Consider the following 16229-nt stretch of genomic DNA (forward strand, 5'->3'; position numbering starts at 1 on the left):
TACGAATTTAATTCATTGATTACCAGCTAACTGAATGTTTGAAAATAGTAGTTTATTTAGTTCTTATTTCATAAACATAAAAAAGGAATTTGATTGAGTTCAAATTCCTTTTTTTCTTTCTAAGATTGTGCAGTATTCTCATCTTGCAATTTAAACCACTTGAAGAGAATCCAAATGTATTTGCTTTCAAATACTTCTACATAAACCTCATTATCATTAGCAACAAAGAACCCATTAGCAGAATTTACATCAGATATAAAATAAAATTTATGTTTTATCCTGACCTTATACTCACACATTTTTTTGTCTTTATTGTTTTCTCTGCTTCCAATGACTTTATAACCAAGTTCGTCTTCAAAATATGATTTTATAATTTGAAAATCCGAATTAGAAAGGTTTGATTGAGATGAAAGATGTATATTTTTATAGTATTCTCCTGCAAAAGTACGTCTATTTTTGGCTACTTCTAAAGGTAAACTACCTTTGCCAATCAGAAAATAAGTTCCAACTTGAATTAGGAAAATAGATAAAATAACAAGCAATAACTTTTTCATTTTATTCGTATTTAATTCTAAAATCTAAATTCAGACTTCTAAATTAGTTTACTCTCCACTCGCAGCAGCCGACAAACGTTCTGCATTCTCAGCCAATTTCAATTCTTCGATAAAAGAACCAATATCTCCATCCATTACGTTAGGCAAATTAAAGACACTAAAGTTTATTCTATGGTCGGTTACACGTCCTTGTGAGTAGTTGTATGTACGAATTTTGTCTGAACGGTCACCACGTCCTACCATTGAGCGACGAGTTTCTGAAGTTTCAGCATTTTGCTTTTGTAGTTCCATATCATATAAACGAGCTTTCAATACTTTCAAAGCCTGTTCAAAGTTTTGAATTTGTGAACGTCCATCTTGACATTCTACTACTAATCCTGATGGAAGGTGAGTCAAACGAATAGCCGATTCTGTCTTATTTACGTGCTGTCCACCTGCTCCTGATGCTCTAAACGTATCTTTTTTGACATCGCCCATATCAAGATTGATTTCTACGGCATCTGTTTCTGGCAAAACAGCAACTGATGCAGCCGAAGTATGAACACGTCCTTGACTTTCTGTATCTGGAACACGCTGAACACGATGAACGCCTGATTCGTATTTAAGTTTTCCGTAGGCTTCATTTCCAGTAACAGAAACAATAATTTCTTTATAACCACCTGCTGTGGCTTCACTAAATGAGATAATATCCCAAGTCCATTTCTGAACCTCAGCAAAACGCTGATACATTCTATACAAATCTCCTGCAAAAATACCAGCTTCATCTCCTCCTGCACCTGCACGGATTTCAAGAATGGCATTTTTATCATCATCTGGGTCTTTAGGAATAAGTAGGGTCTTGATTTCGTTTTCTATTTTTTCCTGTTTTGGCTCTAGCTCTTCAAGCTCCTGTTTTGCCATTTCTCTAAAATCCTCATCTTTTTCTTCTCTCAAAACAGATTTTGCGCCTTCGATATTGCTTAGTATTTTCTCATATTCTTCATATTTCAAATCAATTTTTTCTAAGTCTTTGTATTCTTTACTTAGTTTTGCATAATTGTCCATGTCGTTCATCAAGTCAGGATTCATCATTTCCTCACGAACATCATGAAAACGTTTTCTAATTTCTTCTAATTTATCTACCATATTGATTTAATTCTTGAATGTAAGGGCGTATATTTTTTAAGTAAATGTAAAATCACTTTTTGAAAATTGAGTACAAATATACAATAATAATTTGAGTATTTTTTTGTGAAATCAGGAAACATTATTACGACTTACAGATAAAAATGCAATGTATATTTATAACAATTTATTCTTACTTAAAATAATCAATCATTTCTTGAGCCATTATAACAGTAAGTCCTTCTGGATGCCCTAAACGATTATCTCTTATCAAATTTGATAAAATATTGATAACTTTCTTTTCTAATGAAGCATTATGTTCAACTAGTTCTTCATTAATATAAAGTCTTCTAGGTATATTTAGATTTGGTGGTGGAGTATATTCTTCTTTTTCAAGCATCTCAAGACCTTCATCTGTGGGAAACATATTTACTTTTATTTCTTGTCCTTCTCTGTCAAATAAAGTCAACATTAAACTACAAGGTTGGGGAGGAACCCAAAAGTGGATTTTTTCAATATCATTATAAGAAGGTAAGTTCATGTTTTTATTTGAAAATATGTAGTTAAAATTTTATATATTTGGTTTTGCAATTTAAGTAAAAACGATAACTAATTAATTTTAATTATATGAAAACAATAATCCTATCTCTATTTTTTACTAGTATTATTTTTAGTTTCAGTTCTTTTTTTATTAAAAAAAATAAACTAGATGAAACTATATCTAAGCCTTGTGCCATTTTTGTCATGCCAACGATTGAAATGATAGAAGAGTTACAAAAAACAGATGCTGATAATTATGATGTTATCTTAAATGAAAACATGTCTTATTTAGATTTAACAAGAGAATATTTAACTTCTCAAGAAATTTCTATAGTAGATACAGAAGCACAAGGAAATTTGAAATTTCAGAGTTCTAAAAATGAAGTTTTTGAGTTAGATTTATCTCAAAATGCTTGGCAAGTTATTTTATTTAATGGAACTGATGAGCCTATCAAAATAAATCCCACAGATTACGAAACAGAGATTAAAAAATACATGAAGTAATAAAAAAATTTTACCTTTGCAGAATATACAAATATAGTGTACACTTTAGTATGCAATTATTTTGTTCCGTACCTTTTAAGGTGCGTAAAAAAAGATATAAAATTAAAGCCTTAAAAATAGATTTATGTTAAGAACGCATACTTGTGGAGAACTTCGCCTTTCAGACGTAGAAAAGAATGAAGAAATAATCCTTTGTGGTTGGGTACGTCGTATTCGTGATAAAGGAAAATTACTTTGGATTGACCTTCGTGATAGATACGGAATTACGCAGCTTTTTTTAGAAGAAGACAGCACAGACCCAAAACTTCTAGAACTTGTTAGAGAGAAAATGGGTAGAGAATGTGTCATCAAGGCAACAGGAAAGCTAATTGAACGCACTTCTAAAAACTTAGATATTCCGACAGGAGAAGTAGAATTGAAAGTTACGAGCCTTGAGATTCTGAATGAATCTAAAACGCCTCCTTTTTTAGTAGAAGATGATACAGACGGAGGAGATGAGCTGCGTATGAAATATCGTTATTTGGATTTACGTCGTCCAAAACTTCAAAATAATATGATGCTTCGCCACAAAATGGCACAAGCAATGCGTAGATATTTGGATGCAAAAGATTTTATGGAAATCGAAACGCCATTTTTGATAAAATCTACTCCTGAAGGCGCACGAGATTTTGTAGTTCCTAGTCGTATGCACCCAGGGGAATTTTATGCCTTGCCACAAAGTCCACAGACATTTAAGCAGATTTTGATGGTTTCGGGTTATGATAAATATTTCCAAATTGTTCGTTGTTTTAGAGATGAAGATTTGAGAGCAGACCGTCAGCCAGAGTTTACTCAAATTGACTGCGAAATGTCGTTTGTTTCCCAAGAAGATATTTTGAATAATTTTGAAGGACTTTTGAAATATCTTTTTAAAGAACTCAAAGGAATCAATATCGAAAATGATTTCCCTAGAATGACGTATGATGAAGCGATGAAAACGTATGGAAACGACAAGCCAGATATTCGTTTTGAAATGAAGTTTAAGGAAATGAACGATGTTACAAAAGGAAAAGATTTTAAAGTTTTTGATGATGCTGAATTAGTCGTAGGAATAAATGCGACAGGCTGTGCAGATTATTCTCGTAAGCAACTAGATGCCCTTACAAATTTTGTAAAAAAACCACAAATTGGTGCAACAGGACTTATTTATTTGAAAGTTAATGCTGATGGAACATTAAAATCTTCAGTAGATAAATTTTTCAATGAAGAGGATTTGAAGAAATGGGCAAACCTTTTTGATGCAAAAGCAGGAGATTTAATTTTAGTTTTGGCAGGAAATGCAGACAAAACTAGAAAAGCTATGAGCGAATTGCGTTTAGAAATGGGCAATCAATTAGGACTCCGTAAAGCTGACGATTACAAACCTCTTTGGGTTCTTGATTTTCCTTTATTAGAATGGGGAGAAGAAGAAAATCGTTGGTTTGCGATGCACCACCCTTTTACGTCTCCTAAAAAAGAAGATTTAGAAAAATTAAATACAAATCCTGCTGATGTTCGTGCAGATGCGTATGATTTGGTTTTGAATGGTGTTGAGATTGGTGGTGGTTCTATTCGTATTTACGATAGAGCTTTACAGGAAAAAATGTTGGCATTTTTAGGTTTTTCAGATGAAGAAGCAAAGGCTCAATTTGGTTTCTTAATGGACGCTTTCGAATATGGTGCGCCTCCTCACGGTGGAATTGCACTTGGTTTTGACCGTCTTTGTGCACTCTTTGGTGGTGAGCAGAGTATTAGAGATTTTATCGCTTTCCCTAAAAATAACGCAGGAAAAGATTTGATGATTGATGCACCTGCTCCAATTGATGAAAAACAACTTAATGAACTAGAAATTAAAGTTGATTTGAAAGCTAAGGTTTAAGTGGTGGATATTTATTTTCTGTTTCAAGCGTCGACGCTTGAAACAGAAGCCTAAAAACTGTTTGATAATTCTTTATTATTGAACAGTTTTTTTGTATTTTTATAAAAGAACAAAATAGCACTATAAAACTCAAGAAAATGACAATCTCAAAAAGAAGAATAAGTGTAGAAGAATATATGATGATTGATGCCAATACGGATGAAAAAATAGAATATCTGAATGGAGAAATTCGTGCAATGGCAGGGACAACTCTTGAACATCAAATTATTATCAAAAACCTTATTCGTTTACTTGATATGTGCCTTCGTGAAAAAGGATGCACATTAGTAACTGGTGATATGAAATTACACACACCAGACTGCGAAAAGGCTTTTTTATATCCTGATATTCATATTTATTGTGGCGAAATTGAGAAAGAAAAAATGCTTTATGGCGCATATTCACTCAAAGAACCCAAAATTATTATAGAAGTTCTTTCTGATTTTACAAGTAATTATGACAAAGGAGATAAGTTTGAATGTTACAAAAAAATAAAATCACTTGAAAAATATATTATGATAGAAAGTAGCCTTGATACAAAAGAACCTGCCGTTTATGTTCGTACTTTGGAAAGTGAAACAAAATATACAGAAGAAATGCTCAATATGGATGCTATTTTGGAGATTTTGGACTGTGAAGTGAGTGTAAAGGATATTTATGAAATGTAATGATATTTTTTATACAAAAAATCACTCATAAAAGAAACTCATTTTTGAAAGTCCAATAAAAAACGAGAGTTTTAAACACAATTTTCTTATTTTAGAGTTATCAATATTAATAAATCAATTTTATTCAATTTTTTAATCTTAAATTTTTTTAATTATGCGTTGGAAAGGAAGACAAGGAAGTGGTAATGTAGAAGACCGTCGTGGAAGTGGTGGTTCTAGTTTTGGTGGAATGGGTGGTGGAGTAGGTAAAGCTGGTCTAGGTATTGGTGGTGTTATCATTGTTATCATTGTGATGCTTTTGGGAGGAGACCCTTCAGCTATTTTGGGAGGAGCTTCTGATGGAGGTGCTGTACAGACTGAAAATAGAGTAAGTACAAGTGATGAAAATGGACAACCAACTGACGATATGGGACAGTTTGCATCTGTTGTTCTGAAAGATACAGAAGATGTTTGGAATAAAATTTTTCAAGAAGAACTCAATGCTGATTATCCAGAACCTAAATTAGTTCTTTTTAGTGGAGTAACAAATACTGATTGTGGAACAGGTCAATCTGCAACAGGTCCTTTTTATTGTCCAGCCGACCAAGATATTTATATTGACCTTACCTTTTTCGAAGAATTACAAAATCGTTTTGGTGCAGGAGGAGATTTTGCAGCAGCCTATGTAATTGCTCACGAAGTAGGACATCATATCCAAAAACAACTTGGTGCTAGTGATTATGTAAATGATCATAGAGGAAGAGTTTCCAAAACTAAACAAAATGAACTTTCTGTCAGGTTAGAACTACAAGCCGATTTTTATGCAGGAGTTTGGGCGCATTATGCTGACAAATGGAAAGGCATTTTGGAAGAAGGTGATATAGAAGAAGCTATGAATGCTGCCAATGCCATTGGAGACGACCGTTTGCAGAAACAATCACAAGGTTATACTGTTCCAGAATCTTTCACTCATGGCACGTCTGCACAGCGTAAAAAATGGTTTATGAAAGGCTATCAAACAGGAGATATTCGTCAAGATGATACTTTTAAAACAAATGATTTGTAGGCTATCTTTAGTATGATTTGGATCTACTTCTAAATCAAACTTCTAAAATCTAAATTTATTCGTAAATTTGTACTTTAATTTTTTTAGAAATAATTGAATTTAGAATTACGAAACATTAGTATTTATTCATAATTCACAATTCATAATTCACAATTTGTATATATGAGTTTATTAGTAGTCGGTTCGGTTGCCTTTGATGCCATCGAAACTCCTTTTGGTAGTACAGACAAAATTATTGGTGGTGCAGCCACGTTTATTAGCCTTTGCGCTTCTTATTTTACTAAACCTATTAATTTGGTAGCTGTAGTAGGTGGCGATTTTCCAAAAGACAAAATCAAAATGTTAGAGTCGCATGGCGTAAATACCGAAGGACTACAAATTAAAGAAGATGAGAAATCATTTTTTTGGAAAGGAAAGTATAACAACGACATGAATTCTAGAGATACACTTATCACAGAATTGAATGTTTTAGAAAACTTTGATCCAATCATCCCAGAATCGTATCAAGATTGTGAGTATTTAATGTTGGGTAATCTTGCGCCACAAGTTCAGCGTACAGTTATCGAAAGATTGAAAAAACGTCCTAAACTTATTGTTATGGATACAATGAATTTTTGGATGGATGTAGCTTTAGAAGAATTGAAAAAAACATTAAAACTTGTTGATGTTCTTTCGATTAACGACGAAGAAGCAAGACAATTATCAGGAGAATATTCGCTTGTAAAGGCTGCTCGCAAGATTCATGCAATGGGACCTAAATATGTAATAATTAAAAAAGGAGAACATGGCGCACTTCTTTTTGAGTTAACTAAAGAGGATGATAAAATTTATTATGCTCCAGCTCTGCCTTTAGAAGAAGTATTTGACCCAACTGGTGCAGGAGATACTTTTGCAGCAGGTTTTATTGGTTATATGGCACAACAAGGAACAATTGATTTCCAAACAATGTCAAAAGCAGTAATTAAAGGTTCGGCAATGGCTTCTTTTTGTGTAGAAAAATTTGGAACAGAGCGTTTGGAAAATCTTTCTTCAAAAGAAATTGCACAACGTGAACGTAAATTTGCTGATTTGATAGGAACTGTGTTTGTATAGTCATTTGCTTGTCTGCAAATAAAAGATTAGTTTGGTAAATCAAATTTTCCTTTTTATTGGAAAGTTTGATTTATCATTATTAAAAAAAAGTAATTAAGCTAAAACTAAAAGTATAAAATTAGTGAACAAAATTATAAAATATCGCTTTTTGCTCTTCTCAATTTCATTAGTTTTTCTAATGAGTTTGTTTGGCTGTACAACTACAAAACCTACTTCCTCTTCAACATCTGTTTATAATGAAGATTTAGGGGCATTTAGAATAGCTTTAGCAACTTATAAAGCACCTACAAAGGAAATTACAAAAGTAGAAAATACCGAAACTACAAATACATCAAATCAAACCAATGGCACACCACCTACTTCTGATGCAATGGCAGTAGATGCAATGCTTTCTCGTTTGGCTGAAAAAAATTCTGATCTCAAATCTTTACCTGGTTATCGTATTCAACTTTATACAGGTTCGGATAGCGATAAAGCAAACGCAGTAAAAAATAAAGCAAGTTATACACTTTCTAGACATGGTCTTAGAGCAGAATCTGTTTATGAACAACCTTTATTTAAAATAAAGGCAGGATATTTCATTAGTCAGTTAGAAGCACAAAGACAACTTGTAGCTATAAAAGATGATTTTCCAGAAGCTATTTTAGTTCCTGACAAAATTAGTTTATCCGTCTTAAGAGCAAGATATCAAGGCTCAAAAGAGGAAGAATAACCAAAAATTGTATTAACAAAGTACAAATTTTACTTTTTTTGAAAAAAAAAGACCTAAAAGTTGCTATAAAATTGTAGTTTTTCTTAATTTTAAGGGAAAAACGATATAGTAGATGTTTAAAATACATCTTTGACTAATAAAATCCCTTAAATTTTTCAGCGTTACTTTTCAAGCTACACTAAAAAGCAGTACCCCTAAAACGTACATTCAAGAAACTATTATGGCAAAACTCACAAATATAATAAAGCAATTATCTGAAAAAGATTACCAAGCAATACATGATTCATTAGTTGTCAGTAATGCTGATAAATCTGCTTTTTTACTTAAAGCCTTACGAGAAAGAAGTCTTGCAGATGGAAAAGTAATGGAAGAGCTAGATGTAAATACGAATGCGTATTATACACTGCGTTCTCGTCTGAACCAAAAAATAGAAGAGTATTTACTTCAGCAAATGGAAAGTCCTCGTACTGATTTGCTCAAAAAAGTAGCTAATATTAATGAAGTTCTATTTACAAAAAAGAAAACGATTTCTATTGCTACTATCAAAAAATTGGAAAAGGAATTACTAGACTATGATCTTTCCAACGAACTTACTCTTGTTTACAAGGCTCTCAAAAAACTTCACGTTCATACTCAAGAACATTACGAATATTCTCAACTCTATAACAAACATGTAGCTTACATGTTAGCTATTGATAGAGCAGAGGATATTTTGTCAGACTATTTCAAAAAATTTGGAGTATATTCCATGACAGGTGATGAAGTAGAACGTTTAGGACTTACTTTACTTAAAAACGAGATTGAAAATGTAGCTCGTCTTTATGAATCACATCGTCTATTTGTTTATCAAAGTTGTATTAATATTTTTCATAGGTTATTTGTTGAAGGTGATGAAGGCATTACTGATGATGAAGAACCAATTGAAGATATTTTGATAAAAGTAAATAAGATATTTGCTACTTACGAAAAAGATACAATTTATTATCACTTCCGTTTATTATTCGAATTTTTGCGTTTGGAATACTACAATTACTATAAAGTATATCGTAAAGCAGAAAAATATTATGAAGATGTAAACGAAGCAATAGGTGATTTATTGACAAATTATAGCTGGTATACGTATCCTTCACAGTTTTTACATACAAAAATTGAACGCTGTATTCGTGCAGGCGAACAGGCATATATGCATGCAGAAAATGAAATGTTGTTTACTGATTATGAAGCAGATGAAGATGACATGCCAAAATATATTGAATATATTACCTATCGTGCTATCTCTTGTCATTATGCTGATAAGTATGAAGAGGCTTCTCGTTGGTTAAATAATCTTTTAAATAACGTAAATTTAAAAAAATACCCATATGCTCAATTAGAAATAAAGTCTATCTTGGCTTTAGAGTATGCAATCATGAAAGAGTATGACTTATTTAATCAACTTATAAGTAGTATTCAGCGTCAAATTAGATTAATGGGAAAAGAACATTGCGAACATGTTATTAGCTTTGTAAAAATTCTGAAAACGGCTGTTAATGATACAAAACGCAATAAACAACATAAAATTCGTGCGATTTTCAATAAAATGAAAGACCACGACAGAACACATTTTTCTCCTACAAAATATATTTTGTTTGATGAAAAACTGATGGCTCTGATTTGCTAAATCAACAATGTTGCATAATCAATAAAAAAATATGTTTTTTTTCTATTTGACCAAATAGCCTTTTGTTTTATCAAATTAGTTGTTATATTTCACACATTATTTTCCCTATATAAAACTAATTTTTATTCGTATGGCTGGCTCTTATCAAGTAAATCATGTAGAAGATTCAAAAGGCAATTACATCAAAGTAGAAATGAAAGGCTTTTTGGTATTAGAAAAATATCAACCTTGTTGGTTAGAAGTATTAGATTTGATAGAAAAATATCAAACCAATAAACTTTTAGTAGATATGAGTCAGAGCAAAGTAATTGCAGAAGAGAACAGAGATTGGCTCAAAGAAAATTATTTTCCGAAGGCTTATGAAGTTTCAAACACTAAGTTTTTTAAAGTAGCTCGTATTGTAGCAGAAGATATTTATAATCAAATGTCTTTGAAGCAATTAGATACAATGAGAAATGAAGGCGATTATTCTGAAGAATCTAAAAATTTCAAAACAGAAGATGAAGCTCTCAACTGGTTACTTGCCTAAACTTTACATATCATCAAGTAAACAAACCTACTTTTAAACCTTATAAAATTTCCTTATACTTTAATAAGATAATTTTATAAGGTTTTTTAATTACAGAATATCGAATAAAATTCATTTTGATTTGAATTAGAATAATTTTTATGAATACAGCTCTTTTTATTGCTCGTCGCTATTTTTTTGCCAAGAAAAAACGAAATTTTATTAATCTTTTGACTTTTATGTCTATGATTGGTGTGGCTATCGGAACAGCAGCACTTATTATTGTACTTTCAGTCTTCAATGGATTAGAAGATTTAACACGAAAACTACATACAGCCTATAATGCTGAACTAAAAATTTCTGCTAAAGAAGGAAAATCATTTGTTTTGAGTGATTCTCTAATGCAGACCATTAAAAGCATAGAAGGAGTTAAAACTGTTACAGAAGTAATTGAAGATAATGCGCTCATTCAATATAAAGGCACACGAATGGCTGTCCATTTGAAAGGTGTAAGTGATAATTTTTCAGAACAGTATCAACTCAAAGACCAAATTATTGATGGAAAATTTAAAATAAAAGAAGGAAATTTAGATTTTGCTCTTTTAGGATATGGAGTTTACACCATGCTTTCTGTCGCTATGAATGATGAAATTACGCCCTTGCAAGTGTGGTATCCCAAAAAAGGAGTGAAAAATATTTCGCCAACCAATCCATTAAATGCCTTTAATCAAGAGGCAATTATGACAGGTGGAGTTCTTTTTATCGAACAGCAATTTGACCAAAATCATGTTATTGTTCCTCTTTCTTTTGCCCAAAAATTGACAGATTATAATAAAAGACGAACTTCTTTAGAAATCAAAGTGAAAGAGGGTTTTTCAATCAATAAAGTTCAAAGAGAATTAAAACGAGAATTAGAAGATAAGTCTGGACTTTTAGTAAAAGATGCCAAAATAGAAACTGATGGAAAGTTTAAAGGAAAATTTTTGGTAGAAAATGCCGAACAACAGCAGGCAAGTATCTTGAGAGCTTTTAAGATTGAACGTTTTTTTGCCTACATTGCTTTTTCGTTTGTACTTGCGCTTGCAAGTTTTAATATTTTCTTTTCTTTGGCGATGCTTGCTGTAGAAAAACGTTATGATATTTCACTTCTCTTTTCTATTGGAGCTTCAAAATCAATGATACGAAGGCTTTTTTATTTTGAAGGCTCTATCATTGCTTTTATTGGAGCAGTAGTCGGAATTTTTTTAAGCATTTCAATGGTTTTGGCACAACAGCAATGGGGTTTTGTTCCTTTGGGAAGTGGAAATTCGATTGTGGAATCTTATCCCGTTGAGTTAGAGTATTTAGATGTTATTTGGGTGTGTGTTACAGTGATTGTAGTTACTATTTTAGCTTCTTTTGTTCCTGCTCGCAATGCTTCACACACTTCTATTACAGCAAATTTATTGAAGTAATATTTTGTATAAGCAATTGTTATGAAAAACGTAATTATTTTAGATTTAGATGGTGTTTTGATTACAACTCCTACTTGGAAAGCCGATGAAATGGATTTTGATGGTTATTCTGTATTCAATAAAAAATGTGTGGAAAATTTTAATAAACTAACCGAAGACTTAGAATGTGAATTATGGCTTTCCTCAACAAGAAGAATGAATAAAACGCTACAAGAATTTAGAGAAATATTCATTAATCGTAATATAAAGACAGAAATAAAAGGATTTTTGCCAAATGGAGATTATCAAATTTCAAGACGGAAAGAAATAGAAGCCTTTCTATCACATGAGCCAATAAATAACTTTCTGATTTTAGATGATGATTCTAGTTTGCATAATTTGGAAGAAAAATATAAGAAATATTGGGTTCAAACAAGTCTACTTGTAGGTTTCAATTCAGAAAAACTAAAACAAGCACAAGAAATTATTAAGACTTTATGGAAAGATTAAGTCTAGTCTATCTACAATCCTCTATGATTTTATCATCAAAAATAACTTTTCCATTTTCATCCAAAAAACCTGTCTGTATAACTTGCTGACAAAAAAGACTATCTGTTAGATTTGTATTTTCTGTATTTGATTCAAATTCTCTGTATCTTTTGCCTTTAGTTATTTCCAAAAGTGTTATTTCAAGACCTCTTTTAGTTTTTGATAAATTTACTGTGCTTGTTTGATAACTTAAATCTACTTCTTCAAAAATATTAAAATTTTCATTTAAAAGAATTGGTTTGTCATCTATCAAATTTCCTTTTTTATTGAAAGTAACAAATGTAGGGTACAAAATATCTCCAGCTTTGTAAGCTAAAAACGTAAAATAATTAGACGTATCAGGTAAAATTCCCAAAACAGCAATCAAATCATTACCCTTATCCATTGATTCTATATTCATTTTCAATAATTTATCTAAACCAATCAATTTTGCAGATTTTTCTTCTTGATAAACATCTAAAAAAATAGGTAATTCTAAAATTTGAGTTTTAGAAATTAATTCTCTGAGCTTTCGTTCTTTATCAAAATCATCGACTTCATTTTTTTGATGGAATTGAAAACTTAGAAGAATAAAACCTACGAAAAATAGTAAATAGAAATTTCGTTTTTTCATAAAGTAGAATGATTAAAATGATAAAATAATCTGATTCATTTCCTCAAAAACCAAGTCTATATCTTCTTTTTTTGTTCTCCAATTTACAAAAGAAGCTCTAATTCCTTTTCTGCCTTCATAAAAAGTTGGAGTCATAAATACTTTTCCTGTATCATTTAGCTTTTTTAAAAAAAGTGTAACTTCTTCTTGATTATCTTCATTACTATTTTTCTTTAAGGAAAAACAAATATTATTCAAATGAATTGGTGCTAATAATTCAAAATCATTGCTTTTAGTAATTTTCTGACCAAAATAGTTTGCCAAATCAATACAATTCTCTACAATATCTCTGTACCCTTCTTTTCCATACGCCATAAGTGTAAACCAAGCAGGAAGAGCTTTCAAACGCCTAGAGTTTTCAGGCAATACATTGAGATAACTAAAATTCTCAAATGGGTTTCCTAAATAAGGTGCATTCGAATTTTGGAATGTTTCAGTTTGTAAAATACTATATTCTCTTTTTACTAAAAAAATAGCACTCTCATAAGGAACATTTAGCCATTTATGACAGTCTATAGTAATGCTATCTGCATTTTCCCAACCTTTTACCAAATGTTTTGTCTTCTCCGAACAAGCTGCAAAACCACCAAACGCAGCATCAATATGCCACCAAAAATTATATTTAGTTTTTAGTTTTGATATTGCTTCAAAATCATCAAAATCTACAGTGTTTACTGTTCCTCCACTTGAAAGCAAAATAAAAGGTTTTCCATGTAGAGATTCAATAACTTTTTCTAAATCTGAAATTGAAATGGCTTCTCTATTTCCCTCTAGTGTTTTGATAGAAATAATTTTTGTGCTTCCCATTCCTAATAAAGAAATTGCTTTTATGGCAGATGAATGTGGAGTAGCTGATAAAACTGCAATTTCTTCTTTAATTCCTTCCTTTGCTATATCTTTTGGTGAATTATTTCCTTGACTATCTTTGTAGTTTTTGCCTATCCATTGTCTTGCTACTGCCAAACACGTAAAGTTAGACATGGTTGCACCTGTTACAAAACCACCTAAAAATTCTTTTGGAAGCTCAAATAAATCTAATAATAAATTGATAGTTTCTAACTCAATATTTGCAGAAATATCTCCATTTCCATTTGTAGCTTGTGTATTTTGGTCGTAGATGCTTGCCAACCAATCGCCTACAAGAGATGCAGGCGTAGAGCCTCCTGTTACATATCCCCAAAATCTTGAACCTGAAGAAGCTACCATAGTAGATTCAAATCGTTGATTAAATAATTCTAAGGTTTGCATTGTTCCTAAACCTTGCTGATTAAGATGTAGTTGATCTGTTGAGTCAAACTTACTAGAAGTTGCTCTCTCATTGATGTTTTTTAGATAATCTGTTCCTTGAGAAGCCACTTTTTGTAGAATTGATTCAATGTTTTCTGAATCTGACTGTAAGATATTGTTCATGGTTTGAATTTGATAAATTAATAGTGTTTTCCTGTTCTTGTATTTCTTTTTTAGAATTTTCATTTAGATAAATTCCACCTGCAATAATCATAATACAAGTCAAGATAGCAGTTATGATATTTCTTCCAAAGTGTCCAAATAAATGACTGTATGAATATTTTCCTAAAAAAAATAACCAACGAATTGCAGCTCCTATTGAATTGAAGAAAATTCTAAAAATTAATTCTATTAGGATTTTAAATATGCCCTCTATCAAACCTACAATTATATCTCCTACCATGTTTTTGTTATTTGGGAATGGAAATATTTTTTCTAACGAGAAAAATAGAATGTAGTTTTCAATGAAAAGCAAAAAACTTCTATTTTGCATACAACAAAGCAGGAATTTTTGTAATTAAAGAGAAGCTTCATTTTTCATAAATTGAAATTTGTCTTTGTGATTATACTAATCTCCTGCTCTTGTTTTTCATTTATAGAAATTTTATTAAACAACAAAAAACCTCCACCACCTAGTAACATAAGCCAAACTAAAAGGGCGACTAAAATATTTTTAAGTTTTTGATTTCTTAAACGACTAAAAGAAATACTTCCAAAGAAAAATATCCATCGAACAGACGCTCCAATGACATTGAAAAGGATTTGAAAAATTACTTCAAAAGCATCTGAGAACATTTCTTCTATATCTTCCATGTATTTTGAGTTTTAATGTAGATATAAGACTTTCACAATTTAAAGAAACAACAAAATCAAGTTTGATTCTATCAATGATTTATAAAAGTTTTAAGATAAATATTTTGTTTAACGAGAAAAATGGACTCTTGTTTTCAACAGAAAAAAACTGCCTTGTAGAAAGTGTTATTACTACTTACTAATGAAGCCTATGAGTACGCCCAAGTTATAAAACAGTCTAAAATGATATCAAAAGACGATAAAATATAATAAAAATGTGACTTCAATCTAAATTAAAGATTATATTCATCAAATAAACAATAATCATTTTCTTACCATAATCTAATTTAGATGAACCATAAAAATAAACACCGAATTAAAAATAATCAGACAAAAACTATCTTTTTATTATTGACTTTGTATTTGGTGACTGGAGTTTCTTTTACAGAGGCTACTACCAATACTATCTACCAAGAAAAAAATGATACTATCAAGTATTCTACGCCTAATAGTACAATACCTCTAGATTCTACCAAAAAACATGTTACTGATATTTTGTATCTTCTTAAAGATGATAAGAATGATATAGCTCATCTTATTATACAAATGGATACTATGGTTAGACTTGGTCTCATAAGACCTTTTAAAAATATCTCCTTATTAGAGAGAACAACAACAGAAGATTATAGAAATGCTTGGGGAAAATTAAAATTATCTCATGAAAAGATTAAAGAGAATGAAAAATTGATAGCTCAACAAATTGGAGTGGAAATGAAAATTCCTTTAGTTGTAGACGAAAATCAAGTGTTATCTCTTTGCAATAATTTTATTACTCATAATCATATACCTTATGCAGGTGTAGCTATCTCTTTTTATATAAAACCAGATTTTTCTAAATCTGGAAAAAGAGAGTATCTTTACACTTTGAGTACAGTTGAAATATATACAAATGTTATCGAATATAATTCCTTATTAATAAACTGGGAGGATAAATTCAAACATAACGATTTTGATTTGGAGCTTTATGGTTACATTCATCCCACTACAGATGAAGAAATCATATATACTAAAAAGAAGAGCTTATTGCCTCTAAAAAAACATCTCAATATGACTAAAGGCATAGAGGATTTAATTATAATTCCTAATTTAACTAAGTAGAAATGTTAGGTTTTGTTGACTTATATTCTCACAAG

At 30.9% G+C, this 16229-nt stretch carries 18 protein-coding genes; 11 read left to right on the forward strand and 7 right to left on the reverse strand.

Translation table 11 applies throughout. The features are described 5' to 3' along the window. Nucleotides 1–119 precede the first annotated feature (119 nt). The 3 genes from V9L04_RS15020 to V9L04_RS15030 all read right to left on the reverse strand — a co-directional run bounded on the left by V9L04_RS15020 (nt 120) and on the right by V9L04_RS15030 (nt 2199). A complete protein-coding gene (locus tag V9L04_RS15020) occupies nt 120–554 on the reverse strand; it encodes a hypothetical protein (RefSeq protein WP_338790664.1) in 435 nt (144 codons plus the stop codon). A gap of 48 nt (nt 555–602) precedes the next feature. Further along, the gene (prfA, locus tag V9L04_RS15025; protein ID WP_338790665.1) at nt 603–1679 is read right to left on the reverse strand and encodes a peptide chain release factor 1; all 1077 of its coding nucleotides are present in this window, start codon (nt 1677–1679) and stop codon (nt 603–605) included. A 172-nt stretch (nt 1680–1851) separates the two neighbouring features. Further along, the gene (locus V9L04_RS15030) at nt 1852–2199 is read right to left on the reverse strand and encodes a hypothetical protein (RefSeq protein ID WP_338790666.1); all 348 of its coding nucleotides are present in this window, start codon (nt 2197–2199) and stop codon (nt 1852–1854) included. An 86-nt stretch (nt 2200–2285) separates the two neighbouring features. On the opposite strand from V9L04_RS15030, the gene V9L04_RS15035 reads away from it, so the two are divergent. The 10 genes from V9L04_RS15035 to V9L04_RS15080 all read left to right on the forward strand — a co-directional run bounded on the left by V9L04_RS15035 (nt 2286) and on the right by V9L04_RS15080 (nt 12266). Continuing rightward, entirely contained in the window at nt 2286–2702 is a 417-nt protein-coding gene (locus V9L04_RS15035) for a hypothetical protein (RefSeq protein ID WP_338790667.1), read from the forward strand. A 124-nt stretch (nt 2703–2826) separates the two neighbouring features. Beyond that, nucleotides 2827–4599: an aspartate--tRNA ligase gene (aspS, locus tag V9L04_RS15040; protein ID WP_338790668.1), complete on the forward strand. Its 1773-nt coding sequence runs from the start codon at nt 2827–2829 to the stop codon at nt 4597–4599. A gap of 137 nt (nt 4600–4736) precedes the next feature. Further along, the gene (locus V9L04_RS15045) at nt 4737–5306 is read left to right on the forward strand and encodes a Uma2 family endonuclease (RefSeq protein WP_338790669.1); all 570 of its coding nucleotides are present in this window, start codon (nt 4737–4739) and stop codon (nt 5304–5306) included. 154 nt (nt 5307–5460) lie between these two features. Further along, on the forward strand, nt 5461–6351 hold the full coding sequence (locus tag V9L04_RS15050; protein ID WP_338790670.1) for a neutral zinc metallopeptidase: 891 nt from the start codon (nt 5461–5463) through the stop codon (nt 6349–6351). 162 nt (nt 6352–6513) lie between these two features. Next, on the forward strand, nt 6514–7443 hold the full coding sequence (locus tag V9L04_RS15055; RefSeq protein ID WP_338790671.1) for a PfkB family carbohydrate kinase: 930 nt from the start codon (nt 6514–6516) through the stop codon (nt 7441–7443). Nucleotides 7444–7591: 148 nt separating this feature from the next. Further along, complete coding sequence (locus V9L04_RS15060; protein WP_338790672.1) at nt 7592–8155, forward strand: hypothetical protein; 564 nt, start codon at nt 7592–7594, stop codon at nt 8153–8155. Between the two features lie 220 nt (nt 8156–8375). Next, on the forward strand, nt 8376–9815 hold the full coding sequence (locus V9L04_RS15065; protein WP_338790673.1) for a hypothetical protein: 1440 nt from the start codon (nt 8376–8378) through the stop codon (nt 9813–9815). 130 nt (nt 9816–9945) lie between these two features. After that, nucleotides 9946–10344, forward strand: a complete 399-nt coding sequence (locus V9L04_RS15070; RefSeq protein WP_338790674.1) for a hypothetical protein — start codon at nt 9946–9948, stop codon at nt 10342–10344. 140 nt (nt 10345–10484) lie between these two features. Beyond that, the gene (locus V9L04_RS15075; RefSeq protein WP_338790675.1) at nt 10485–11777 is read left to right on the forward strand and encodes an FtsX-like permease family protein; all 1293 of its coding nucleotides are present in this window, start codon (nt 10485–10487) and stop codon (nt 11775–11777) included. 21 nt (nt 11778–11798) lie between these two features. Next, nucleotides 11799–12266, forward strand: coding sequence for an HAD domain-containing protein (locus V9L04_RS15080; protein ID WP_338790676.1), 468 nt, complete (start codon nt 11799–11801; stop codon nt 12264–12266). Nucleotides 12267–12273: 7 nt separating this feature from the next. On the opposite strand, the gene V9L04_RS15085 is transcribed toward V9L04_RS15080, so the two are convergent. Genes V9L04_RS15085 through V9L04_RS15100 form a run of 4 tightly spaced genes read right to left on the reverse strand, consistent with a single transcriptional unit; the run spans nt 12274 to nt 15057 of the window. Continuing rightward, the gene (locus V9L04_RS15085; RefSeq protein ID WP_338790677.1) at nt 12274–12918 is read right to left on the reverse strand and encodes a hypothetical protein; all 645 of its coding nucleotides are present in this window, start codon (nt 12916–12918) and stop codon (nt 12274–12276) included. A 12-nt stretch (nt 12919–12930) separates the two neighbouring features. After that, entirely contained in the window at nt 12931–14367 is a 1437-nt protein-coding gene (locus V9L04_RS15090; RefSeq protein ID WP_338790678.1) for a pyridoxal-dependent decarboxylase, read from the reverse strand. After that, on the reverse strand, nt 14330–14737 hold the full coding sequence (locus V9L04_RS15095; RefSeq protein WP_338790679.1) for a hypothetical protein: 408 nt from the start codon (nt 14735–14737) through the stop codon (nt 14330–14332). The genes V9L04_RS15090 and V9L04_RS15095 overlap by 38 nt, the downstream gene beginning before the upstream one ends. Nucleotides 14738–14781: 44 nt before the next feature. Further along, the gene (locus tag V9L04_RS15100; protein ID WP_338790680.1) at nt 14782–15057 is read right to left on the reverse strand and encodes a hypothetical protein; all 276 of its coding nucleotides are present in this window, start codon (nt 15055–15057) and stop codon (nt 14782–14784) included. A gap of 330 nt (nt 15058–15387) precedes the next feature. Between V9L04_RS15100 and V9L04_RS15105 the strand changes: the two genes are divergently transcribed. Next, nucleotides 15388–16194 (forward strand): hypothetical protein, encoded by an 807-nt coding sequence (locus V9L04_RS15105; RefSeq protein WP_338790681.1) that lies wholly within the window; start codon nt 15388–15390, stop codon nt 16192–16194. Nucleotides 16195–16229 lie beyond the last annotated feature (35 nt).

This window comes from Bernardetia sp. MNP-M8, from assembly GCF_037126285.1.
In the GTDB taxonomy this organism is placed as follows: Bacteria; Bacteroidota; Bacteroidia; order Cytophagales; family Bernardetiaceae; genus Bernardetia.

Excerpts from the sequence above, each read along its gene's own strand:
- aspS (WP_338790668.1), top strand. The coding sequence starts at position 2,827 with ATGTTAAGAACGCATACTTGTGGAGAACTTCGCCTTTCAGACGTAGAA.
- V9L04_RS15070 (WP_338790674.1), top strand. The coding sequence starts at position 9,946 with ATGGCTGGCTCTTATCAAGTAAATCATGTAGAAGATTCAAAAGGCAAT.
- V9L04_RS15020 (WP_338790664.1), bottom strand. The coding sequence starts at position 554 with ATGAAAAAGTTATTGCTTGTTATTTTATCTATTTTCCTAATTCAAGTT.
- V9L04_RS15045 (WP_338790669.1), top strand. The coding sequence starts at position 4,737 with ATGACAATCTCAAAAAGAAGAATAAGTGTAGAAGAATATATGATGATT.
- prfA (WP_338790665.1), bottom strand. The coding sequence starts at position 1,679 with ATGGTAGATAAATTAGAAGAAATTAGAAAACGTTTTCATGATGTTCGT.
- V9L04_RS15090 (WP_338790678.1), bottom strand. The coding sequence starts at position 14,367 with ATGAACAATATCTTACAGTCAGATTCAGAAAACATTGAATCAATTCTA.
- V9L04_RS15055 (WP_338790671.1), top strand. The coding sequence starts at position 6,514 with ATGAGTTTATTAGTAGTCGGTTCGGTTGCCTTTGATGCCATCGAAACT.
- V9L04_RS15080 (WP_338790676.1), top strand. The coding sequence starts at position 11,799 with ATGAAAAACGTAATTATTTTAGATTTAGATGGTGTTTTGATTACAACT.
- V9L04_RS15075 (WP_338790675.1), top strand. The coding sequence starts at position 10,485 with ATGAATACAGCTCTTTTTATTGCTCGTCGCTATTTTTTTGCCAAGAAA.
- V9L04_RS15095 (WP_338790679.1), bottom strand. The coding sequence starts at position 14,737 with ATGCAAAATAGAAGTTTTTTGCTTTTCATTGAAAACTACATTCTATTT.
- V9L04_RS15100 (WP_338790680.1), bottom strand. The coding sequence starts at position 15,057 with ATGGAAGATATAGAAGAAATGTTCTCAGATGCTTTTGAAGTAATTTTT.
- V9L04_RS15065 (WP_338790673.1), top strand. The coding sequence starts at position 8,376 with ATGGCAAAACTCACAAATATAATAAAGCAATTATCTGAAAAAGATTAC.
- V9L04_RS15105 (WP_338790681.1), top strand. The coding sequence starts at position 15,388 with ATGAACCATAAAAATAAACACCGAATTAAAAATAATCAGACAAAAACT.
- V9L04_RS15050 (WP_338790670.1), top strand. The coding sequence starts at position 5,461 with ATGCGTTGGAAAGGAAGACAAGGAAGTGGTAATGTAGAAGACCGTCGT.
- V9L04_RS15085 (WP_338790677.1), bottom strand. The coding sequence starts at position 12,918 with ATGAAAAAACGAAATTTCTATTTACTATTTTTCGTAGGTTTTATTCTT.
- V9L04_RS15030 (WP_338790666.1), bottom strand. The coding sequence starts at position 2,199 with ATGAACTTACCTTCTTATAATGATATTGAAAAAATCCACTTTTGGGTT.
- V9L04_RS15035 (WP_338790667.1), top strand. The coding sequence starts at position 2,286 with ATGAAAACAATAATCCTATCTCTATTTTTTACTAGTATTATTTTTAGT.